This is a genomic window from uncultured Pseudomonas sp., assembly GCF_913777995.1.
Classification (GTDB): domain Bacteria; phylum Pseudomonadota; class Gammaproteobacteria; order Pseudomonadales; family Pseudomonadaceae; genus Aquipseudomonas.
Map to the genome: position 1 here is coordinate 16,008 of NZ_CAJYVE010000010.1, position 21,554 is coordinate 37,561.

The 21,554-nt window shown below is 64.8% G+C and carries 17 protein-coding genes; 2 read left to right on the forward strand and 15 right to left on the reverse strand.

Going from position 1 to position 21,554, the window contains the following annotated elements; genetic code table 11:
* Positions 1-2 precede the first annotated feature (2 nt).
* The 13 genes from QZ497_RS02820 to pdxY all read right to left on the reverse strand — a co-directional run bounded on the left by QZ497_RS02820 (position 3) and on the right by pdxY (position 15,892).
* Positions 3-479, reverse strand: coding sequence for an aromatic-ring-hydroxylating dioxygenase subunit beta (locus tag QZ497_RS02820; RefSeq protein ID WP_295471555.1), 477 nt, complete (start codon positions 477-479; stop codon positions 3-5).
* Positions 479-1,762: an aromatic ring-hydroxylating dioxygenase subunit alpha gene (locus tag QZ497_RS02825; protein ID WP_295470856.1), complete on the reverse strand. Its 1,284-nt coding sequence runs from the start codon at positions 1,760-1,762 to the stop codon at positions 479-481. Before QZ497_RS02825 ends, QZ497_RS02820 begins: the two co-directional genes overlap by 1 nt.
* A gap of 16 nt (positions 1,763-1,778) precedes the next feature.
* On the reverse strand, positions 1,779-2,141 hold the full coding sequence (locus tag QZ497_RS02830) for an IacB protein (RefSeq protein WP_295470857.1): 363 nt from the start codon (positions 2,139-2,141) through the stop codon (positions 1,779-1,781).
* Between the two features lie 16 nt (positions 2,142-2,157).
* Positions 2,158-3,330, reverse strand: coding sequence for an indole-3-acetate monooxygenase (iacA, locus tag QZ497_RS02835; protein WP_295470859.1), 1,173 nt, complete (start codon positions 3,328-3,330; stop codon positions 2,158-2,160).
* Between the two features lie 504 nt (positions 3,331-3,834).
* Entirely contained in the window at positions 3,835-5,322 is a 1,488-nt protein-coding gene (locus tag QZ497_RS02840) for an aldehyde dehydrogenase family protein (protein ID WP_295470861.1), read from the reverse strand.
* Between the two features lie 91 nt (positions 5,323-5,413).
* Positions 5,414-6,334, reverse strand: a complete 921-nt coding sequence (gene feaR / locus QZ497_RS02845) for a transcriptional regulator FeaR (RefSeq protein ID WP_295470864.1) — start codon at positions 6,332-6,334, stop codon at positions 5,414-5,416.
* Between the two features lie 368 nt (positions 6,335-6,702).
* On the reverse strand, positions 6,703-8,430 hold the full coding sequence (gene ggt / locus QZ497_RS02850; protein WP_315961196.1) for a gamma-glutamyltransferase: 1,728 nt from the start codon (positions 8,428-8,430) through the stop codon (positions 6,703-6,705).
* A 101-nt stretch (positions 8,431-8,531) separates the two neighbouring features.
* Complete coding sequence (gene hutC, locus QZ497_RS02855; RefSeq protein WP_295470866.1) at positions 8,532-9,245, reverse strand: histidine utilization repressor; 714 nt, start codon at positions 9,243-9,245, stop codon at positions 8,532-8,534.
* 177 nt (positions 9,246-9,422) lie between these two features.
* Positions 9,423-10,955: a histidine ammonia-lyase gene (gene hutH / locus QZ497_RS02860; protein WP_295470867.1), complete on the reverse strand. Its 1,533-nt coding sequence runs from the start codon at positions 10,953-10,955 to the stop codon at positions 9,423-9,425.
* Positions 10,956-10,958: 3 nt separating this feature from the next.
* Entirely contained in the window at positions 10,959-12,629 is a 1,671-nt protein-coding gene (hutU, locus tag QZ497_RS02865; RefSeq protein WP_295470868.1) for a urocanate hydratase, read from the reverse strand.
* Between the two features lie 32 nt (positions 12,630-12,661).
* Entirely contained in the window at positions 12,662-13,612 is a 951-nt protein-coding gene (gene hutG, locus QZ497_RS02870) for a formimidoylglutamase (RefSeq protein ID WP_295470870.1), read from the reverse strand.
* A complete protein-coding gene (gene hutI, locus QZ497_RS02875; protein WP_295470871.1) occupies positions 13,602-14,819 on the reverse strand; it encodes an imidazolonepropionase in 1,218 nt (405 codons plus the stop codon). The genes hutG and hutI overlap by 11 nt, the downstream gene beginning before the upstream one ends.
* Positions 14,820-15,022: 203 nt before the next feature.
* Complete coding sequence (gene pdxY, locus QZ497_RS02880; protein ID WP_295470872.1) at positions 15,023-15,892, reverse strand: pyridoxal kinase PdxY; 870 nt, start codon at positions 15,890-15,892, stop codon at positions 15,023-15,025.
* 202 nt (positions 15,893-16,094) lie between these two features.
* Between pdxY and QZ497_RS02885 the strand changes: the two genes are divergently transcribed.
* On the forward strand, positions 16,095-16,511 hold the full coding sequence (locus QZ497_RS02885) for a carboxymuconolactone decarboxylase family protein (RefSeq protein ID WP_295470874.1): 417 nt from the start codon (positions 16,095-16,097) through the stop codon (positions 16,509-16,511).
* 13 nt (positions 16,512-16,524) lie between these two features.
* Here QZ497_RS02885 and QZ497_RS02890 read toward each other — a convergent pair whose 3' ends face one another.
* Entirely contained in the window at positions 16,525-17,823 is a 1,299-nt protein-coding gene (locus QZ497_RS02890; protein WP_295470875.1) for an MFS transporter, read from the reverse strand.
* Positions 17,824-18,529: 706 nt separating this feature from the next.
* Here QZ497_RS02890 and QZ497_RS02895 point away from each other — a divergent pair.
* On the forward strand, positions 18,530-19,429 hold the full coding sequence (locus QZ497_RS02895) for a GGDEF domain-containing protein (protein WP_295470877.1): 900 nt from the start codon (positions 18,530-18,532) through the stop codon (positions 19,427-19,429).
* A 1-nt stretch (position 19,430) separates the two neighbouring features.
* Here the strand turns inward: QZ497_RS02895 and QZ497_RS02900 are convergent, their stop codons facing one another.
* Positions 19,431-21,515, reverse strand: a complete 2,085-nt coding sequence (locus QZ497_RS02900) for a 3-hydroxyacyl-CoA dehydrogenase NAD-binding domain-containing protein (RefSeq protein WP_295470879.1) — start codon at positions 21,513-21,515, stop codon at positions 19,431-19,433.
* Between the last annotated feature and the right edge of the window lie 39 nt (positions 21,516-21,554).

The window sequence follows — 21,554 nt, forward strand, 5'->3', positions numbered from 1 at the left end:
CCTCAGAGGATGTAGCCGATACCGGCGAGGGTATCGTCGCTGTTGATCAGGCTGATCACCTTGCGGTGGATCTTGAAACCGCCCTCGGCGCGTACCAGTGAGTAGGTCAGGTCGGCGCTGTAGTGCTTGAGGCTTTCCTTGCGGAACTCGCGGATGTTCTGCGCGGCGCGCACGGTGACGTTGACGCCGTCGTCACCGAGCACGCGAATTCGCGAGAGGGTGCGCACCGTGCGTGGCTGCGGGCTGGTGGAAATCGACTCGCCGCCGATCAGCCGCTGCACGCGCAGGCCGCGCATGTGGTGGTCGTCATAGGCGTAGTTCAGCGTGTTTTCGTAGTCGGTTTGCTTCGGATCGATCGGGATGATGTAGGTCCCTTGCTCGGTCCACAGGTTCAGCCAGCTGTCGTACTCGCCGTGGTCGAGCATGTCGCCTTCTTCCCAGATGAACGCGGTGACTTCGTTGAACAGATCGAGCTTCATCATTTGGCCTCCGCGGTCATCATCTTCTTCCACTGCTGGTAAGCCGCGCGCATACCGGTTTCGGCACTTACGTCAGACACCAGGCCATCTTCGCTGGGGCGCTCGCCGGGCAGGCCGCGGTTGAGCATGATCCATAGGTCTTCGCCAGCCTGGGCGCCCTTCTGCACGCGCTCCCAGGCCTCGGAATCGTCCGGCGTACCGAAGCCCATCGGCCCTTGGAAGTGCTCGTGCAGACGCAGGCGGTAGCGGTTGGCCACGGCCGGGCCGCCGTCCATGGTGATCACCGAGTGGTGGATCTCGGTCTCGTGCACCGAGATCGGTTGCAACACGCGGAAGAACGCCATGGAACAGGCGATGTTGGGGAACAAATTGAGGTTGAAACCGGTACCGCCCACGGCCCGCACGATGCGCCGTACCTGCTGGTCGTCGATGCCTTCGTCGCGCAATTCGGCGGCCAGGCCCTCGAAGCGCTCGGGAATCGGCTTGTCCAGATCGGCTTCCAGGTCGATCAGGTCGGGGATCATCACCATCACGCTGTGGCCGTTGCCCAGGTCCTCCACGTAGCCCGGGCCTTTGACGAAATCGAACAGCTCCAGGGTCTGTTCATCCACCGACGACAGGAAGCTCTTGTGCACCAGCGGGAAGTGGTAGGCGTCGGTGGTATTTTCCAGCTGGATCTTCCAGTTGCCAGGGAAGCGGAAGCGATGCTCGCCGGGCACCTTGATGCCGTAGCCGGCGCCCTGCTTCATGAACAGGTCCATCCACTTCTTCGCCGGGCCAAGGAAGTCCACCAGCGGCTGGATGTCGTCCTTGAAGGTGGCGAAGATCATCCCGGCGTAGCTTTCCACGCGCAGGCTGACCAGTGGCAGCTCGCTCTTGTCCAGGCAGTCGGCGTAGCTTTCCGGGTGCGGAATGCCGCGCAGCGAGCCGTCCAGCGCATAGCCCCAGCCGTGGTAGGGGCAGACGAAGCTTTGGGTCTTGCCCTTCTTGTGCTCGCACACCGTTGCGCCGCGATGACGGCAGCGGTTGAGCAGCACATGCACGTCCTTCTTGCGGTCACGCACCACGATCACCGGCTGCTTGCCGATGTAGGTGGTCTTGTAGCTGCCGGATTCAGGTATCTCGCTTTCGTGGGCCACCCACACCCAGGTGCTGTAGAAGATCTTCTGCAGCTCGGCGTCGAACAGCGCCGGGTCGTTGTACAGCGAGGTATGCACACGGTCGGCCTGCACCAGCTCGGCAGGGTCGACCGCCAGGTTCACGGCGGGAATCAGATTGCTCACGGGACAGTCCTCTCACTCAGGCGCGCTGGATGATCAGTTCGCGGCCGACGCGGGCCTCGACCTTGGCGTAACGCCACAGCTTGTAAGGCCCCTCACCCACGGCGGTGGTGCGGAACAGGTTGCAGGCCACGTGCACGGTCTGGATGTCCGGTACGTCGGCGAGCAGGTAGGTGGTCCAGGGGAAACCGTCGGACGGGCCGACCATGGCCTGGTCGTCGTCCATGTTGCCCAGCACCGTCACGCCGGGCAGGTCGTGAATGCCGTTCCACATCTGGCTGAAGGCCGCCCAGACCTGCAGTTGCTCTTCGCGCACGGCGTCGAAGAAGTTCTGGTTGATGCCCATGCAGAACAGCACGCGCAGGGGTTTGTTTTGGCTCATCTCGGTGGCTCCGTGATCAGAGGTAGCCCGGCAGGGGCTGTTTGCCGAAGAACATGGCTCCGGCGTTCTGGTAGGTGACGTCGCCCATGAAGGCGTGCTGGGTGACCACTTGCGCGTCATTGACGCAACGCGCCAGCGGGCTGTCGTTGTAGATGCCGCTCATGCCCGAGAGCATCTGCGCGCTGCGCGCGACCTCGGCAGCCACGCGGCTGGCATGGGTCGATGACAGGCGCAGCAGGTTCACCGCCTCGGCGGGCACCGGGTCGCCAGCCAGCACGTGCTGCCAGGCCTGGTCGATGGACTCGTAGAAGAACGCCCGCGCCGCACGCAGGCTGGCTTCGGACTTGGCGATGTCGACCTGGGCCAGCGGGCGGTCGGCCAGCGCCGGTGCGCCGGTGACTGAAATGCGGCCGCTGGCCATGCCCGACAGCTCGTCCAGCGCCGCCCGCGCCACCCCCAGGCCGACCACCGACAGCACCTGGGTGGCGAACGACAGCGACGGGTAGCGGAAGAACGGCTCGTCGAGGTTGGGCTTGCCGCCGCGAATGAAGGTCCACTCCTCGGCGACCAGCACGTCGTCGATCACCAGGTCATGGCTGCCGGTGCCGAGCAGGCCGACGGTGTCCCAGGTTTCATCGATGCGTACCTGGCTGCGCGGCAGCACGGCCAGGCGCGGCAGGTCGAGCTTGTCACCACTGCGCGGGGCGATGCCCACGCCGACGATGTCGGCACCCAGCGAACCGCTGGAGTATTTCCAGCGGCCCTTGACCCGGAAGCCACCAGGCACCGCCTCGGCGGGCTGTGGTGGGAAGATGCCACCGGCGAACACCGTGTCCGGGCCGTTGGCGTAGACCTTGGCCAAGGTTTGCAGCGGCAGCGCGGCCAGGTAGACCGGGCTCATGCCGAAACTGGCGACCCAACCGGCGGAGCCATCGGCATGGGCGATGCGCTCGATCATTTCGCAGAACTGACCCGGCGAGCATTCCAGCCCGCCAAAGCGGCGTGGCACCAGGGCACGGTAGACGCCATGGGCCTTGAACGCGTCGATCACATCGCGGGAAATATGCCGTTGCCGGTCGAACTCACCAAGGCGGGCGCGGGTACGCACCCCTTCGAGCAACGCTTCGAAGCCAGGGCCCGAGGAAAGCGAAGACGCAGCATCTGCGTCCGACACGCGAAGCGGATTCATAACGACTCTCCGTCATCAGTCACGAAGGAAATGGGCAGGCAGGAAAGGAATCGCGCTGGCCGGACGTCGCCTGGAAGACGCGCCCCGCAGCGGGGAACAGCAGGATGATTCGGCATGGTGATGACCTTTGTTCTTGTGGGTGCCGTTGAGTCGAATTCTGTCCAAATTACGTGAATAGTCAATTGAATATTCATTGTAATTTTCCGACAGTTTTCTCCCTACACAGGCGTGCCCGGCAGGCCACAAGAAATCTTCATGCCATTGATTAAAAAGGCTTTTATCTCAATTCAGAGAAAATCCTGGAGATTCAAGCAATAGCCAGAACGGTGATGATTCATCACACAAAGATCAAAAAGAACTTAAAAACATCCGATAAACGCACAAAACCCGTGCAGGATTTCGAGTTTCGCACCCACCTGCGAAGCGCAACCCGCCTCATCGGCAGCACCGCACACAAATGCAAACGGCGCCCCGTAGGGCGCCGTTCAAACAACAGGGTGCAACTCAGAAGCGGATCATCACCGACTTCAGTTCGGTGTAATCCTCGATGAAGGCACTGCCGAATTCACGACCGACCCCCGAGCCTTTCATGCCGCCAAAGGGCACCGCCGGGTCGAGGAAGGTGTGCATGTTGACCCACAGGGTACCGGCCTCGATGCGCGGAATCAGGCGCAGCGCCCTGGACAGGTCGTTGGTCCACAGGCTGGCGCCCAGGCCGAACGGCGAGTCGTTCATCAGTCGCACCAGTTCTTCGTCATCGTCGAACGGCAGGATGCACAGGATCGGGCCGAAGTGTTCATCCTTGAGGAACGGGTCGTCGGCGCCCTGGGCCAGCAGCAGCGTGGGTTCGACGAAGTAGCCCGGCCCCGGCAATGCCCTGGCGCCGCACAGCACCTGCTGGCGAGCCTGGGCAGTGGAGAAGCAGCCGAGGATTTTTTCGTAGTGCGCCTTGTTGGCCAGCGGCCCGAATTGCGCGCTTTCATCCAGAGCGTTCCCGGCGCGCAGGCCGGTCAGGCGCGCTTTGAGGGCATCGCACACGGCCTGCAGCTTGCTACGGTGGACGTAGAGGCGTTCCGGCGCCGCGCAGATCTGTCCCTGGTGGGTGAAGGTCGCGGGCAGGATGCCCTCCACCGCTGCTTCGACGTCGATGTCGGCGAGAAACGCCGCCGGGTTCTTGCCGCCCAGCTCCAGGGTCACGCGGGTCAGGTTGGCGTTCATCGCGGCCTTGCCTACCGCCACGCCGGTGGGCACCGAGCCGGTGAACGACACTTTGCGCACCTGAGGGTGGTCGATCAGTTGCTGACCTACCCGGCCACGGCCATTGACGACGTTCAGCGTGCCGGCGGGAATGCCCGCCTGCACCGCCAGCTCGGCGACACGCAGCAGCGACAGCGGCGTGAATTCGCTGGGTTTGATCACGATGGTGCAGCCACAGGTGAGTGCCGAGGCGATCTTCCAGACACCGATCATCAGCGAGAAATTCCACGGCGTGATGCCGGCCACCACGCCGACCGCCTCACGTCGGGTGAACGCGGTGTACTGCTCGCCGTGCATGGACGGCAGCGACGGGGTCATGGTCTCGCCATTGATCTTGGTCGCCCAACCGGCGAAGTAGCGCAGGAACACCACGCTCTGCGCCAGCTCCAGGTGGCGGCTCAGGTGAATCGACTTGCCCGACGATACCGACTCCAGCTGCGCCAGCTCCTCACTGTTGGCCTCGATCAGGTCGGCCAGGCGATTGAGCGCCACGCCACGTGCATAAGGGCTGGTAGCGCCCCAGCTGCCGTGGAAGCTGGCGTGCGCGGCGGCCACCGCACGCAGGATCAGGGCCTCGCTGGCCTCGGCGACGCGGGCGATGACCTCGGCGTCGGAGGGGTTGACCACCTCGAAGGCCTGCGCCTCGGGTTCGACCTGATATTGGCCGTCGACGAAACTGCCCAGCGGCCCGGCGAGGAATTCGCGGACGCGGGGCAGCAGTTGTACTTCACTCATGGGGCACCTCAAGGCAGGAACAGGATGACCCGCCTAGGGTAGGTGCGCGACGGCCTGGCGAACTTGTCAGGGCACGCCAGGCGCTTGTACTTCAGTGACCGCCCTGCCCCTGCCGCCGATGCAAGGTGCGATAGTCACGCGGCGAATGACCGGCGTATTTCTTGAAGGCCTTGGAGAAATGCGCCGAGTCGGCGAAACCCCAGGCGATGCCGATGTCGGTGATCGAGCGATGGGCGCAGGCCGGGTCACGCAGGTCGGTGGCGGCCTTGAGCAGGCGCTGGCGATGGATGTAGCGGCACAGGCTGTCGCCCTCGGCATCGAACAGGCGGTACAGGTGGCGTACCGAAACCCCCAGCTCATCGGCCAGGTGCGCCGGGCTCAGGCGTGTGCTGGACAGTTTCTGCTGGATCAATGCTTCGATCTCGCGCCGCTGCAGGTTGCCGGGCTGCTCTGCCCTGGGATAGTTCAGCACCGGTTCGAGCAGAGCCAGCACTGCGTTCTGCAGCCCCTGGCCATCGGCTGCGCAGCTCCAGTGGCGCAACTGGTCACCGGCCACCTGACGCACCAGATTGCTCAGCAACTGCCCGCACAGTCCCGTGGTCATCAGCTTGCCGTAGGCCGACGGGCCGACATGGCGCAAGGCGGCCCGCGGCAGATGGATGGATACATGGGAAAACAGCCCGCGCGGGGTCATGCGCAAGGCGGTTGCGGAGTCCAGCAGCGCCAGGTCGCCTTCGCGCATGTCCAGCACCTGCTCGCCGGCCTCGATGGTCATCTGGCCCTGCTGTTGCAAGACCAGGAAGCAATGCGGGTCAGTTGCCTGCCCGCGCACCTGAGCCGGCTTGGCGATGCTGTGGGCGTTGCTGCGGATGAAGGCCACCGCCGTACCGCCCAGCAGCACACGCTGCATCTCGCCGATGAACAGGGCGGGATGGTGTTCGTAGCGGGTTTCGAAACGGCCACAGATGGCCTGCACGTCATGGTTCCACTTCACCAGCGCCTGCGCCGTCATCGATCACCTCCCATGCACGCGTGGCTATAAAGCACACTTTTCACGTGATTTTTATCGGCGACTATAACGGCATTCCCCTGCCCTGCACAGCTGGCCTGACGGGTCTCGGCTTGCTCCCAGGGCCTAACTGACCGGTATTGGGTTTAGCCGCAATATTGGTCGGTCAGACCGGGTAAGCGGCTTCAGCCGCGAAGCGAGCGCATGTTCACGCCAGATGCAGTGAATTTCCTCGCGCTTTCGCGGCTAAAGCCGCTCCCACCGGGCCACATGCCGCTTAAGCGAACAGTAGTGGCTTTCGCCGCGAAGAGACCTGTTACTGGCAAACCGCTTCGCGACTGAAACCGTTCCCGGCAGCCTGGACGACTCGCTCAGTAGCCCAGCGACAAGCCGGTGTTGCGCCGTGGATCATTGGCGCCGTAGTAGCGGTTGTTGCCCACCGGCTTGCCATCCAGCGACGGCGCTCCGACCAGGATCGCCGCCAGGTGGTTCAGCGGTTGCGGGCCGGCGAACTTGTGCCCCCAGCTTTCGAGGATCTTGCGCGTGTCGGGGCTGATACCGAAGTTATCGACGTTGGTTTCTTCCGGCAGCCACTGCTGGTGGAAACGCGGCGCATCCACCGCTTCCTGGATGTTCATGCCGTAGTCGATGACGTTGAGCATGGTCAGCAGGGTCGCGGTGATGATCCGGCTGCCGCCGGGCGTGCCGACCACCATGACAGTCTTGCCGTCCTTGGTGACGATGGTCGGGCTCATCGACGACAGCGGCGTCTTGCCGGGCGCGATGGCGTTGGCCTCACCCTGCACCAGGCCGTACATGTTCGGTACGCCGACTTTGGACGTGAAATCGTCCATTTCGTCGTTGAGCAGCACGCCGGTGCTGCTGGCCATGACCCCGGCACCGAACCATTCGTTGAGGGTATAGGTCACCGACACCGCATTGCCCCACTTATCGATGATCGAATAGTGCGTGGTGTTGTTGCCTTCGTGCGGTGCAACGCCGGGTGCCAGGTCCTTGGACACCGCCGCCTTGTGCGGGTCGATGGCCTCGCGCAGCTTGGCCGCGTACTGTTTGTCGAGCAGGCGCTCGACCGGGTTCTTGACGAAATCCGGGTCACCCAGGTAGCTGTTGCGGTCCACGTAGGCGTGGCGCATGGCTTCGATCTGGTAGTGCATGCCCTGCGCCGAACGGAAGCCCAGGTCCTTCATCGGATAGCCTTCGAGGATGTTGAGGATCTGGCAGATCACTACCCCGCCAGAGCTGGGTGGAGGCGCGGAAACCACGTGGTAACCCCGGTAGTCGCACTCCACCGGCGCCAATTCCCGGGTCTTGTAGCGGTCGAGATCGGCCTGGGTGATGATGCCCTTGCCTGCCTGGCTGGAGCTGACAATCGCCTCGGCGACCCAGCCCTTGTAGAAGCCGTCTTCGCCCTTGCTGGAAATCTCCCGCAGGGTGCGCGCCAGGTCCTTCTGCACCAGCCGGTCGCCGACCTGCATCGGCTTGCCGTCGGACAGGAAAATCGCCCCGGAGTCCTTGATGTCCTTCTTGAATTCCTCGGTGGCGGTCCACAGCAGGTCGACATCACCCTGCTCCAGCACGAAGCCCTCCTCGGCGAGTTTCACAGCCGGGGCGATCATCTCGGCGCGCGGCTTGCTGCCGTACTTGCTCAGCGCATATTCCATGCCAGACACGGTGCCGGGCACCGCCACCGCCAGGTGGCCCCTGGAACTCAGGTCGGGGACCACCTTGCCGTCCTTGTCCAGGTACATGTCTGCGGTGGCCGCCAGCGGGGCCTTCTCGCGGAAGTCGAGGAAGGTCTTCTTGCCATCGGCCATCTGGATGGTCATGAAGCCGCCACCTCCCAGGTTGCCCGCCGCCGGATACACCACCGCCAGGGCATAGCCCACCGCCACGGCGGCATCCACGGCGTTACCGCCGGCCTTGAGCACATCCACACCCACGTGGCTCGCCAGATGCTGGGCGGTGACCACCATGCCGTTCTCGGCGGCCACCGGGGCCACCGAGGCGGCGAGCGACAAAGGGGTATGCACGAAACAGGCGGAGACTGCGAGCAACGCAGCGAACTTGCGGTAGATCATGGGCCAGCGTCCTTCTTCGATATTCTGGTTATGGGCCGCTGCCTGGTATGGCACGCGGCCTGAAGAAGGATAGCGGCAAATCGCAGCGAAGCCGGACGGTTTCAGCGATGGCGGGTGGTGGAGCGCAGCTTGTAGCGCTCGCCGGGGTGGGTCAGGCGCACGTAGCTGACCAGGTTCTCGCTGGACCAGGTACGCCGCACCATGCACAGGCACGCCGCACCAGGCTCGATTTCCAGCCAGCGAGCGGTTTGCGCGTCGGCGTGGATGGCCTCGACCACATGTTCGATGTCGCTGATCGGGCAGTTGGCGACCAAGACCTCGTTGGGCGTCTGCCGGGAGAAATCGCTGGCCAGGTAATGCGGCACCCAGCGCGGGTTGACGTAGCGGTCTTCGAGCTGGATCGGCAGGCCGTTCTCGCGATGCACCAGAATGCTGTGGAACACCGGCGAACCAATGCGCAGCCCCAGGCGCAGCGCCACCTCGTCATCGGCGGCGACGGCCTCGCTGCGCAGCACATCATTTGAGTACTGATGGCCGCGGGCACGCACCTCTTCGGCGATGTTCATCACTTCCTGCAGCGACGATTCGGCACGCAGGTCGGTGACGAAGGTGCCCAACCCGGCCTGGCGCACCAGATAACCCTGCTGCACCAGGTTGTTGATCGCCTTGTTGGCGGTCATGCGGCTGACCGAAAAGTCACGCGCCAGTTGTTCTTCCGGAGGGATCTGGTGATTGACCGGGTAGTCGCCGTTGCGGATTCGCGTCAGCAGAAACTCTTCGATCATCTTGTAGCGCGGGGGCGTCGGGCTGCTCACCGGTTCTCCATGAGATTTGTCAGCGCAAAGAGTCGTATGATAACCCGCGCCCCATACCTTGCCACAGCTCAATGGCGCCTGCTGGCACAGGGATCGGCATGTCGACCTCCCGGCGTTGAGGATCAAAGCACCCTGAATGGTCGCCCGGCAGCAGGCGACCGTATCGAGGATGAAGGCTCAGAGGCTTGGCAGCAGGCGCGCAGGCACCAGGTCGTTCAGACAACCGCTGGCCAGCAGGGCGCTGGCGGCCTCGATGTCCGGGGCGAAGAAGCGGTCTTCCTGGTAGTACGGCACCTCGGCGCGCAGCAGGCTGCGGGCCTGTTCCAGCTTCTGCGAGCTTTTCAGGCCATGGCGGAAGTCCAGGCCCTGACAGGCGCCCAGCCATTCGATGGCGAGAATGCCGCGCACGTTTTCAGCCATGCTCCACAACCGCTTGCCAGCGTTAGGCGCCATGGACACGTGGTCTTCCTGGTTGGCCGAGGTCGGCAGGCTGTCGACGCTGTGCGGATGGGCCAGGGCCTTGTTGTCGCTGGCCAGGGCAGCGGCGGTGACCTGGGCGATCATGAAGCCGGAATTGACCCCGCCGTTTTCGACCAGGAACGGCGGCAGCTGCGACATGTGACGGTCCATCATCAGCGAGATGCGCCGCTCCGACAGCGCGCCGATTTCGGCCACGGCCAGGGCAATGTTGTCGGCAGCCATGGCCACCGGCTCGGCGTGGAAGTTGCCACCCGAGATCACGTCACCCTGCTCGGCGAACACCAGCGGGTTGTCGGACACCGCATTGGACTCCACCTCGAGCACCTCGGCAGCCTGACGCAGTTGGGTCAGGCAGGCGCCCATGACCTGCGGCTGGCAGCGCAGCGAGTAAGGGTCCTGGACCTTGTCGCAGTTGGCGTGGGAGCGCGACACGTCGCTGCTTTCAGTCAACAGCTCGCGGTACGCCGCCGCCACGTCGATCTGGCCGCGCTGGCCGCGTGCGGCGTGGATGCGTGCATCGAACGGCGCCCGCGAACCGAGCATGGCTTCGACGCTCAGGCCACCGCAGACGGTGGCGGCAGCGAACAGGTCTTCCGCCTCGAACAGGCCACGCAGGGCATAAGCGGTGGACGCCTGGGTGCCGTTGAGCAGCGCCAGGCCTTCCTTGGCGGCCAGGGTCAGCGGCTCCAGGCCGGCGACGGCCAGGGCTTCGCTGGCCGGCAGCCATTGGCCTTTGTAACGGGCCTTGCTCTCGCCGATCAGCACCAGAGACATGTGCGCCAGGGGCGCCAGGTCGCCAGAGGCACCCACCGAACCCTTGAGCGGAATGTGCGGATAGACCTCGGCGTTGATGAGGGCGATCAGCGCGTCGATGACCTTGCGGCGAATCGCCGAGAAGCCACGGGCCAGGCTATTGACCTTGAGCAGCATGATCAGCCGCACCATGGCGTCGTCCAGCGCCTCGCCCACGCCGGCGGCGTGCGAGAGCACCAGAGAGCGTTGCAGTTTTTCCAGGTCGGCCGGGGCGATGCGTGTCGAGGCCAGCAGGCCGAAACCGGTGTTGATACCGTAGGCGGTGCGGCCTTCGGCGAGGATGTTTTCCACGCAGGCAACGCTGGCATCAATGGCCGCGTGCGCCGACGGGTCGAGTTGCAGGCGCAGCGGCTGCTGGTAGGCCTGGCGCAGCTGGGCCAGGTCAAGGGTGCCGGGTTTGAGAATCAGGGCAGTCACGGATCAAGCTCCTTTGCCGATCATGGGCAGGTTGAGGCCCTGTTCACGGGCACAATCGATTGCAATCTGGTAGCCGGCGTCGGCATGGCGCATCACCCCGGTGCCCGGGTCGTTGCTCAGCACGCGGGCGATGCGCGCGGCGGCATCGTCACTGCCATCACAGACGATGACCATACCCGAATGCTGGGAAAAGCCCATCCCTACGCCACCGCCGTGGTGCAGCGACACCCAGGTGGCGCCACCAGCGGTGTTGAGCAGGGCGTTGAGCAGCGGCCAGTCGGATACGGCGTCGGAGCCGTCGCGCATGGCTTCGGTCTCACGGTTGGGGCTGGCCACTGAGCCGGAGTCCAGATGGTCGCGGCCGATCACCACCGGCGCCGACAACTCGCCGGAACGCACCATTTCATTGAAGGCCAGGCCCAGCTTGGCACGCAGGCCCAGGCCGACCCAGCAGATACGCGCCGGCAGCCCCTGGAAGCTGATGCGTTCGCGGGCCATGTCCAGCCAGCGATGCAGGTGCGCGTCGTCGGGAATCAGTTCCTTGACCTTGGCGTCGGTCTTGTAGATGTCCTGCGGGTCGCCAGACAGCGCCGCCCAGCGGAACGGGCCAATGCCACGGCAGAACAGCGGACGGATGTAGGCCGGTACGAAGCCCGGGAAATCGAAGGCATTGGCCACGCCCTCTTCCTTGGCCATCTGGCGGATGTTGTTGCCGTAGTCGAAGGTCGGTACGCCGGCCTTCTGGAAATCGAGCATGGCCTGCACGTGCACGGCCATGGACTGCTTGGCCGCCTTGATGACCGTCGCCGGGTCGGTCTTGGCGCGGTCGCGGTACTGTTCCCAGCTCCAGCCGACCGGCAGGTAGCCGTTGAGCGGGTCGTGGGCGCTGGTCTGGTCGGTGACCATGTCCGGGCGCACGCCACGCCGCACCAGCTCAGGCAGGATTTCGGCCGCGTTGCCATGCAGGGCGATGGACACCGCCTGGCCTTCGGCGGTGTAACGGGCGATACGCGCCAAGGCGTCGTCCAGGTCACTGGCCTGCTCGTCGACGTAGCGGGTGCGTAGGCGGAAGTCGATACTCTGTTGCTGGCACTCGATGTTCAGCGAGCAGGCACCGGCCAGGGTCGCGGCCAGCGGCTGGGCACCGCCCATTCCTCCGAGGCCGGCGGTGAGCACCCAGCGGCCCTTGAGGTTGCCGCCGTAGTGCTGGCGACCGGCCTCGACGAAGGTTTCATAGGTGCCCTGCACGATGCCCTGGCTGCCGATGTAGATCCAGCTGCCGGCGGTCATCTGCCCGTACATGGCCAGACCCTTGGCATCCAGCTCGTTGAAGTGCTCCCAGCTGGCCCAATGCGGCACCAGGTTGGAGTTGGCGATCAGCACCCGTGGCGCGTTGGCGTGGGTCTTGAATACGCCGACCGGCTTGCCGGACTGCACCAGCAGGGTCTCGTCGTCGTTGAGTTCCTTGAGGGTCTCGACGATCTTGTCGTAGCACTCCCAGTTGCGCGCGGCACGGCCGATGCCGCCATACACCACCAGCTCCTTGGGGTTCTCGGCGACCTCGGGGTCGAGGTTGTTCATCAGCATGCGCAACGGCGCTTCGGTCAGCCAGCTCTTGGCATTGAGCTGAGTACCGCGAGGCGCGCGGATCACGGTGTCACGATAAGTCGTCATGGCAATCTCCCTGGGAAGGTTGTTGTTCTTGTTCAGTAATGAGTGGTCAACGTGAGGGTATGGATCAGCCGCGCCGCCGCCTTGGCGGTGTGGTTGTCGATATCGAAGGAAGGATTCAGCTCGGCAAGATCCACCAGGCGCAGCCGGCCGCTATCGCGCAGGCGCTGCACCAGGGGTTCGAGCAAATGAATGGGCACACCACGCGCGGCTGGCGCACTGACACCTGGCGCTTCGCTGGCTGGCAGCACATCGATGTCGATGGTCAGATACAGCGCATCGCAGCGCAGGGCGAAATAGTGCAGTTCATCGCCAATGACCTGCAGCGTGGACTCGCGGATCTCATGATCTTCCCTGACCAGCACGCCCAGCTCGGCGGCGCGCTGGAACAGCGCCCGCGTGTTGCTGGCGCGACTGACGCCGATGCAGGCGTAGTCGAAGGTCCAGCCCCGCTGGCGGCACTGCTCGGCGATCTGCGAGAACGGCGTGCCCGACGAGCGCACCGTGGCGTGGTCGCGCAGGTCGAAATGCGCGTCGAAATTGACGATGCCGATGCGTGGCGCAGCACCCTGCCCTTCGAAATGCCGGGCCAGGCCGGACCAGCTGCCGAACGCGACCTCATGGCCACCGCCAAGCACGATGGGCAAATGGCCGTCGCTCAGCAGGCGGCTCACGGCAGCCGCCAGGCGTTGCTGCGCCGCTTCCAGATCGCTGTCTTCGCAGTGAATGTCGCCGGCATCCCAGGCCGGTGCCGCGCGGTGCCAGGCCAGGCTGGCCAGCGCCTTGCGCATCGCCAGGGGGCCACCTGCGGCGCCGGTGCGGCCCTGGTTGCGACGCACGCCTTCGTCACAGGCGAAGCCCAGCAGCGCCACACCCGGCGCGGCGGCTTCGGCCCACGGCTGGATGCACTGGTGCCAGCGCGCGCTGTCCGGTTCGGGGTCGACGCGCCCGGCCCAGGTGTCCATGTTCAGGCGATCAGCGATCATGGGTGATGACTCCTGCAAAAACGCGCTGGCGCAGGCGCCCGGCCTGCACGGCATAGGCCAGTTCGGCCGGGTGATGGATATCCCACAGGCACAGGTCGGCCGGCGCGCCCGGCTCGATGCGGCCCAGCTCGCGGCGGCCCAGCGCCTGGGCGGCGTGCGCGGTCATCCCGGCCAGGGCCTCGGTCGGGGTCAGACGGAAGAAGGTGCAGGCCATGTTGGCCATCAGCGTCGGCAAGCAGATGGGCGAGGTGCCGGGGTTGGCGTCGCTGGACACGGCGATGGGCACGCCATGGCGGCGCAGCAGGTCGATGGGCGGCTGCTGGGTCTCGCGCAGCACGTGGAAGGCGCCGGGCAGCAGCACCGCCACGGTGCCTGCGGCCGCCAAGGCTTGTACGCCGGCTTCATCGAGGTATTCGATATGGTCGACCGACAGTGCGCCATAACGGGCGGCCAGGGCGCTGCCGCCGAGGTTGGAGAGCTGTTCGGCATGCGCCTTGATCGCCAGGCCATGGGCGGCGGCGGCCTGGAACACGCGCTCGCATTGCGCCGGGGAGAAGGCGATGCCTTCGCAGAAGACATCCACCGCATCGGCCAGCCCCTGCTCGGCAGCGGCCGGGATCATCGCCGTGCAGACCAGGTCAATGTAGCCGTCGGCATTGCCGGCGTACTCCGGCGGCAAGGCATGCGCGCCCAGCAAGGTGGTGACGACCCGCACCGGGCGCAGCTCGCCAAGGCTCCGGGCGACACGCAGCATTTTCAGTTCATCTTCCAGGGTCAGCCCATAGCCAGACTTGATTTCCACGCAGGTCACGCCGTCGGCGAGCAAGGCATCCAGGCGCGGCAGGCTGGCTTCGATCAGCTGTTCTTCACTGGCCTGGCGGGTAGCGCGCACGGTGCTGAGAATGCCACCGCCGTTGCGGGCGATCTCCTCGTAGCTGACGCCCTGCAGGCGCTGTTCGAACTCGCGGGCGCGGTCGCCGGCATACACCAGGTGGGTATGGCAATCCACCAGACCGGGGGTCATCACCCCGCCACGCCCGGCTTCGACGGCACCCGTTGCCAGGGCTGGATCGAACGCCTGTTCGGTCCAGACGCCCGCGATACGCCCGGCTTCGACCATGACCGCCATGGGTCCATCGAGCTGGCGAGTGCCATCGAACAGGGTAAGGTCGCGCCAGAGCAGGCGCTGGCTTGGGCTGGAGAGCATTTGTCATGCCTTTCTTGTTTAATGTATATACATTTAGCCCGGCGAAATGGCTTAGGTCAACCCCCACTCTGAAGTGCAGACGAATAAATGCAAGGGCGGATCCGGGATCGCCCCTATTTGTATATACATTAGAAGATCAGCGACACCGCGCCCTGCGCGAGCAGAGCGGGTCCGCGACTGCACGGACCCGCAAGGCAAGGAGGTCAGACGGGTGTGGCAGCGAAGGCCTGCTCAGGCTTGACGATCTGCTCCTGGGCAGCGACCAGTGGCAGGTCACGGGAGCCTTCGGCGGTGGCGCCTACCAGGCCGAACAGCGTGGCGGTGGCCAGTTCCAGCGCCTGCGCCACGGGCTGGCCGCCCAGCAGGCGCGCCAGCAAGGTGGCGGAGAACACGTCGCCCATACCGTTGGGCAGCGGGTGCAGGGCCAGACGCGGGGTATTCACCAGCCAGGCGCCTTCGCCGTTGACTGCCAGGGTGCCGAGCTGGTCGGCGGGGATGTCTGGGGTCGCCAGGCTGGTGATCACCACGACGTCCGGGCCGCGCCCACGCAGTTGTCGCGCAGTGCGCACGGCATCCTCGACGCTGACCAGGCGGCTGCCGGTCAACAGTTCGAACTCGAACTGGTTAGGGGTGACGATGCTCGCGTGGGGAATCGCCAGGTTGCGCAGAAAGTCCGGAATCGCCGGGTTGACGAATACGCCACGCCCCACGTCACCCATCACCGGGTCGCACAGGTAGCGCACCGCCGGGTTGTCGCGGCGGATCTCGTCCACCGCTTCGAGGATCACCGCACCGATACCCGCATCGCCCAGGTACCCGGACAGCACCGCCGAAACCCGGGATAACGCACCGCGATCACGTAGCCCGGCCAGCACCTCGCGAATGTGTTCGGCATCGAACACCTGGCCACGGAACTGACCATAGCCGGTGTGGTTGGAGAACTGCACGGTATGCACCGGCAGCACCTCGAAGCCCAGGCGCTGCAGGGGGAACACGGCGGCATCGTTGCCGACGTGGCCCAGGGCGACGTGGGACTGGATGGAAAGCACACAGGGCGGAAGGGAATCAGGCATGGGCGGCGCGGGTCCTGGTGACGAAGGAAAGCCCCGATCATACCCCTATTGCCCGGACGGGATCAGGCCCGTGGCGCAAACCGGGCGGCGCGGGGCAAATCAGGCTTTCCGTCCCCTGCCGTGGTGCTCTACTCTCTGCCCACCCGGCCGGGGCCCGCCAGGCGCCTGCCGCCCCCTCACCATGCGCAATCAGGAGCCTGCAATGTCACTGCCCGATGAATTCGATACCCCGCAATTTCGCAAGGGCCTGGCGGTACGCCGCGAAGTGCTCGGCGCCGAGTACGTGGACCGCTCGGTGAATGAGGTCGAAGACTTCATGATCCCGATGCAGAAAATCACCACCGAATGGTGCTGGGGCGAAGTCTGGACCCGGCCGGGCCTGGACCTGAAGACCCGCAGCATGCTCAACCTGGCCATGCTCACCGCGCTCAACCGCCCCAACGAGGTACGCCTGCACGTGCTCGGCGCCCTGAACAACGGCGTCTCGCCGGCCGAGATCCAGGAAATTCTCCTGCAGGCGTGCATCTACTGCGGCGTGCCCGCCGCCCTGGACAGCTTCAAGATCGCCAACGAAGTGGTGAAGAAGTTCCAGCAGGATCAGGCAGCCAAGGCCGACTGACGCCACAGCGAGGTCATTCCTGGCCCGCGATCTGCACGGTCGCGGGCTTCGCCGCGCCAGCCTGGCGCATGGTCTCCGGCATCAGCAACAGGTACAGCACGAAGCCGATTCCGGCGATGGCAGCCAGGGTCAGGAAGGCGTACGCATAGCTGAAATGCACGATGATCACCCCGGCCAGCGTCGCGCTCAGCGAGGCGCCGATGCCCTGTACCGTGGCGACCGCCCCCTGGCTGACATTGAACCGCCCGGTGCCACGGGTCAGGTCGGCGATCACCACCGGCAGCAGCGCGCCGAAGATCCCCGCGCCGATGCCGTCCAGGCACTGCACCGCGACCAGGTAAAAGGGGTTGTCGGAAAAGGTGTAAAGCACGCCACGCAGCGCCAGTATCGCGAAACCGAACAGGAATATCGGCTTGCGCCCGAAGCGGTCAGCGTGTCGCCCCACCAGAATCGCCACCGGCACCATCACGCATTGGGCGGCGACGATGCACAGGGCGATCAGCGAAGTGGCACTGTCCTTGCCGATGATGTGCGTGAGCTGCTGACCGATGGACGGCAACATCGCCGCATTGGCCAGGTGGAAGATCGCTGCCAGGAGCGCCAGAAGCATCAGGTGGCGATTGGCTAACAGCGCCTGCCAGGACGACACCGGCGGGTGCGCGCTCGGGCCATCATCCAGCCCGCGCGCCAGGTCGTCGTCGATTTCATCGGCCGGCACCTGCCACAGGGCAATGATCGAAGCGAAGGCCAGCGCGGCCATCAGCCAGAACACCACCATCGGCCCGAACAGATAGCCCAGCGCACCGGCCAGTGCTGCCGAAAAGGCATTGCCCGCGTGGTTGAAGCCTTCGTTGCGCCCGATGTGCCGGGTGAATGCCGCTGGCCCGACGATCCCGAGGGTGATGGCCGCCAGCGCCGGCGCGAAGACTGCCGCCGCGACCTGGGCCAGCGACTGGGTCAAGGCGACCATGGCGAAGCTGGAGATCCATGGCAGCAGCAGGCTGCAGAAGGTCACCAGCAGGGCTGCGACGCCGATCACCGCGCGCTTGTACCGACTTCGGTCGATGAACGCCCCCGCCGGGGTCTGCGAGATCAGCCCGGCGATGCCGGCCAGGGTCATGACGAAGCCCACCGTGGCCTCGTTCCAGCCCTCCCCCGGCCCGCGTACGGCAATCAGGTAGATCGCCAGGTACGGTCCCAGGCCGTCACGCACGTCGGCCAGGGTGAAATTGAGAATGTCGAGGCCGCGCCGGGTACGGCGCGAAGGCTCGCTCCCGGTGATGTGACGGGAGGCAGTTGAGGTGACGGGCATGAATGATGACCTTCTGGCGGTACGGAATCACGTGGCCCTGAGCGAGTCCAGCGACGATGAACCCGCGCTCGGCGGATCCACCGGGCGAACCTCGAGCGGAAGACCTGCAGGGCAAAGGTTACAAAATATGACCAGAAGAACCCCGCGCAGTGCCCAGCCCATGAAAAATTCTTCTTACGCCACCGGTGTAGCATTTGCCCTGAGTGTCGGGCCGTTTTATCCGAGCGGAATAAGTGGTTGAAATGAAAAGTCTCTGCAGCGTTCATTGCCGCGGCAAATTATTCATGCAATTCGCTCAATCATGAAATGCTTGGCTAATTGCCCGAGGGCCTGGTAATTCCGAATATCGGATCCATTAGCAGAGGTCACTGTTTTTCAATTTCCAAAAGCCGACTGGGAATTGCCTGTTTCCCTGCAAATGATCGATAATCCCGCAGCGCCCCACCCAGCGAGAATGCTGCCAGAACGACTGACCCGAGCATTATCAAGAACCGTCATGCAGACCTCGCACAGTACTTCCTCAGTTGAGCGCCCGGATATTTATCTGGCACTCATCGCAGAACTTTCCCATACCTCCAAGCCCACTTCCATCATGTGCGTCACGTTGATCGCACTGAATTTATTTTCCTGGCACGCCACCAGCGAGGCACTCTTTGCCTGGATGGCCGTTATTGGCGGACTGGCGTCGGCGATAAAAGTCACCTGCATGCAAGTGCATAAGGCCCGTCGCAAATATTCGCGGCTGGAAAGACCCGAAGCGCAGTTCTGGGAAATCATGCATATCGTGACCACCACCGTGATCGCGGCATCGGTCGGTGCGTCGGTTTCCCGTGCATTTCTGGTCAACGAACAGGACGTCAAGCTGCTGTGCGTGGCGATGCTGTTCGGCTACGCCGCCGGTGTCGTGGCCAGGCTGTACGTCAGGCCCGGGATTGCCTGCCTGGCCCTGTGCCTGGCAGTGCCGCCGTCCATCCTGACCGCCCTCTATACCCGGGAATTATCCAATCAGATTCTCGCAGGCATGTTCCTGCTGTTTCTGCTGGGCGGTATCGACACCATCAGACACGCCTACAAGACCGCCATCCGCAACATCAAGGACCGCCTGGAAATGGCCCGCCTGGCGGAGTACGACCCGCTGACCGGCCTTGCCAACCACCGTGGCCTGGTCAAGGCCTTCAAGCTCGCCACGCACTCCACAGAGCCGTTCGTGCTGCACTGCCTCGACCTGGACCGCTTCAAGGCGATCAACGACACCCATGGGCATTCCGCCGGCGACGCGCTGCTCAAGCAGGTCGCGTCGCGCATCCAGGGCGTGGTACGCAGCACCGACACCGTGGCCCGACTCGGCGGCGACGAATTCGTCGTGCTCCAGGCTCCACTCTTGAAAGCCGAAGATGCCACGGCACTGGCCGCACGCATCACGCAGGCACTGGGCGAACCCTTCTGGCTGTTCGACCAGACCCTGCAAGTCGAGATCGGCGCCAGCCTCGGCTACGCCCACGCCACCCCGGACAGCGCCCTGGAAGCGCTGATGGACCGTGCCGACCAGGCTTCTTATGCCGCCAAGCGCCAGGGCGGTAATCTTTGCGCCGAATTTCACTCCTGAATCAGCACTCGGTCAGCCCCCTACCCTGCTCGGCACACTGTTGCAACCGGCTTGAAAGGCGCCACTCACGCTCAGGATGCTCATCGGCCCACGCCACCAGTGCCGAGTACACGGTACGCAGGCCGACCTGCTCGGCATGGTAGAGCAAGCCGCCGCGATAGCGCGGAAAGCCGTAGCCATGTAGCCATACCAGATCGATGTCGTCGGGGTTTTCGGCCACACCTTCCTCGAGCATGTGCGCCGCCTCATTGACCATCACGAACAGGCAGCGCTGGAGAATTTCCTCATCGCCGATCGACCGGGATTGCAGCCCCCTGGCAGTGCGGTGCGCGTCCAGCATGCCGGACACCCAGGGGTCAGCCAAGCCCTGGCGCTGGCCTTCGGCGTAACGGTAGTAACCCGCCCCGGACTTCTGCCCGAGCCGACCAGCCTGGTACAACTGTTCGATCAGGTTGCACTGGCGCTCGGCCAGACCAAGCCGTTCGCCGCGCCCCTTGCGGTTCAGCCAGGCGATGTCCACACCTGCCAGGTCGCGAAGCTCGAACGGCCCGAGCGGAAAGCCGAATTCGCGCATGACCCGGTCGACATCTTCGGGGGCCGCACCTTCCTCCAGCAGAAAGGTGGCCTCGCGCTCACGCACGGCCAGCAGGCGATTGCCGACAAAGCCGTACCCGTTACCGACCGCCACCGTGGTCTTGCCCAGGCGCTCGCCCAGTTGCAGCACGGTAGCCAGTACATCGGGCTGCAGATGCGCAGTCTTGACCACCTCCAGCAGCTTCATAACCTGCGCCGGGCTGAAGAAGTGCATGCCGATGACCTCACCGGGGCGGCCAGTCACCGCTGCGATAGCCTCGACATCCAGGTAAGACGTGTTGGTCGCGAGAATCGCACCCGGCCTGGCCAAGCGATCCAACTGGCGGAACACCGCCTGCTTGACCTCCAGATCCTCGAATACCGCCTCGATGACCAGGTCTGCGTCGGTCACGGCTTCCAGGCTGGTCTGATACTGGATGAGCGCCTCACGCTCGGCCGCCTCGCTGGCGCTGATGCGTCCTTTGTCCAGGGCAGTGGCATAGTAGCGCTCGACGATTGCCCGACCCCGTTCAAGGGCCTGCGGCTGGGTATCGATCAGACGCGTCGGCAGGCCGGCATTGGCCAGGCACAAGGCAATGCCGCTGCCCATCAGGCCGGCGCCGATCACCGCTACCCGGTGCACAGGACGAACCGCCGCCTGCCGGGCCAGTGCACGGCACCGCGAGGCCAGTTCGCGTTCAGCGAAGAACACATGGCGCAGCGCCCTGGCCTGCTCGCCTTCGCGCAAGGCCACGAAACACGCACGTTCCATTGCCATACCCTGCTCGAATGGTAATTGCCAGGCTTGTCGCAGTGCATCCAGGGCAAGCGGCGGAGCCTTCTGCCCGGGCACCTTGCGCAACAGCGCCTGGGCCTGGCGTTCGAAGGCCGGCAGGTCGAAGTCCGGCACCGCCTGCTGCACGGCGCGCGGAATCGGCAGCGTCACCCGGTGCCGGGCCAGTGTGAAGGCCGCCTCCAGCAGCGAAGCCTCACAGGCCCGATCGACCAGGCCAATCTGCAGCGCACGCTCGGTGCCGATCTGCGTGTTGCCCAGCACCATGTCCAGCGCCATCGGCATACCACATAGGCGCGGCAGCCGCTGGGTTCCACCGGCGCCCGGAATCAGCCCCAGGCTCACTTCGGGCAGACCAAAACGCGTACCGACAGCCGCCACCCGGTAATGGCAGGCCACTGCCAGTTCCAGGCCGCCCCCCAACACGGCACCATGCAGCGCGGCGATGAAGGGTTTACCGGCGTTCTCGATGGCCGCCAGTACATCGGGCAGCTGTGGCGCCTGCAGTGGCAGGTCGAATTCCTTGATATCGGCCCCGGCCACGAACGTGCGGCCTTCGCAGTGAATTACCACGGCCTGGATATCGGCATCGGCGTCAGCCTGCTCGACGCAGGCCAGCAACTGCTGGCGCACCGGTTGCGAAAGGGCATTGACCGGCGGGTTGTCGATGACGATCAGCCCGATATCACCCTCGCGTTGCAGTACCACGGTAGCGTGCATCGCCTCTCTCCTGTCGAGTCTCATGGGTTGCAGCGGTGA

Excerpts from the sequence above, each read along its gene's own strand:
- QZ497_RS02820 (WP_295471555.1), bottom strand. The coding sequence starts at position 479 with ATGAAGCTCGATCTGTTCAACGAAGTCACCGCGTTCATCTGGGAAGAA.
- QZ497_RS02830 (WP_295470857.1), bottom strand. The coding sequence starts at position 2,141 with ATGAGCCAAAACAAACCCCTGCGCGTGCTGTTCTGCATGGGCATCAAC.
- iacA (WP_295470859.1), bottom strand. The coding sequence starts at position 3,330 with ATGAATCCGCTTCGCGTGTCGGACGCAGATGCTGCGTCTTCGCTTTCC.
- QZ497_RS02840 (WP_295470861.1), bottom strand. The coding sequence starts at position 5,322 with ATGAGTGAAGTACAACTGCTGCCCCGCGTCCGCGAATTCCTCGCCGGG.
- feaR (WP_295470864.1), bottom strand. The coding sequence starts at position 6,334 with ATGACGGCGCAGGCGCTGGTGAAGTGGAACCATGACGTGCAGGCCATC.
- ggt (WP_315961196.1), bottom strand. The coding sequence starts at position 8,430 with ATGATCTACCGCAAGTTCGCTGCGTTGCTCGCAGTCTCCGCCTGTTTC.
- hutU (WP_295470868.1), bottom strand. The coding sequence starts at position 12,629 with ATGACGACTTATCGTGACACCGTGATCCGCGCGCCTCGCGGTACTCAG.
- hutG (WP_295470870.1), bottom strand. The coding sequence starts at position 13,612 with ATGATCGCTGATCGCCTGAACATGGACACCTGGGCCGGGCGCGTCGAC.
- hutI (WP_295470871.1), bottom strand. The coding sequence starts at position 14,819 with ATGCTCTCCAGCCCAAGCCAGCGCCTGCTCTGGCGCGACCTTACCCTG.
- pdxY (WP_295470872.1), bottom strand. The coding sequence starts at position 15,892 with ATGCCTGATTCCCTTCCGCCCTGTGTGCTTTCCATCCAGTCCCACGTC.
- QZ497_RS02885 (WP_295470874.1), top strand. The coding sequence starts at position 16,095 with ATGTCACTGCCCGATGAATTCGATACCCCGCAATTTCGCAAGGGCCTG.
- QZ497_RS02890 (WP_295470875.1), bottom strand. The coding sequence starts at position 17,823 with ATGCCCGTCACCTCAACTGCCTCCCGTCACATCACCGGGAGCGAGCCT.
- QZ497_RS02895 (WP_295470877.1), top strand. The coding sequence starts at position 18,530 with ATGCAAGTGCATAAGGCCCGTCGCAAATATTCGCGGCTGGAAAGACCC.
- QZ497_RS02900 (WP_295470879.1), bottom strand. The coding sequence starts at position 21,515 with ATGCACGCTACCGTGGTACTGCAACGCGAGGGTGATATCGGGCTGATC.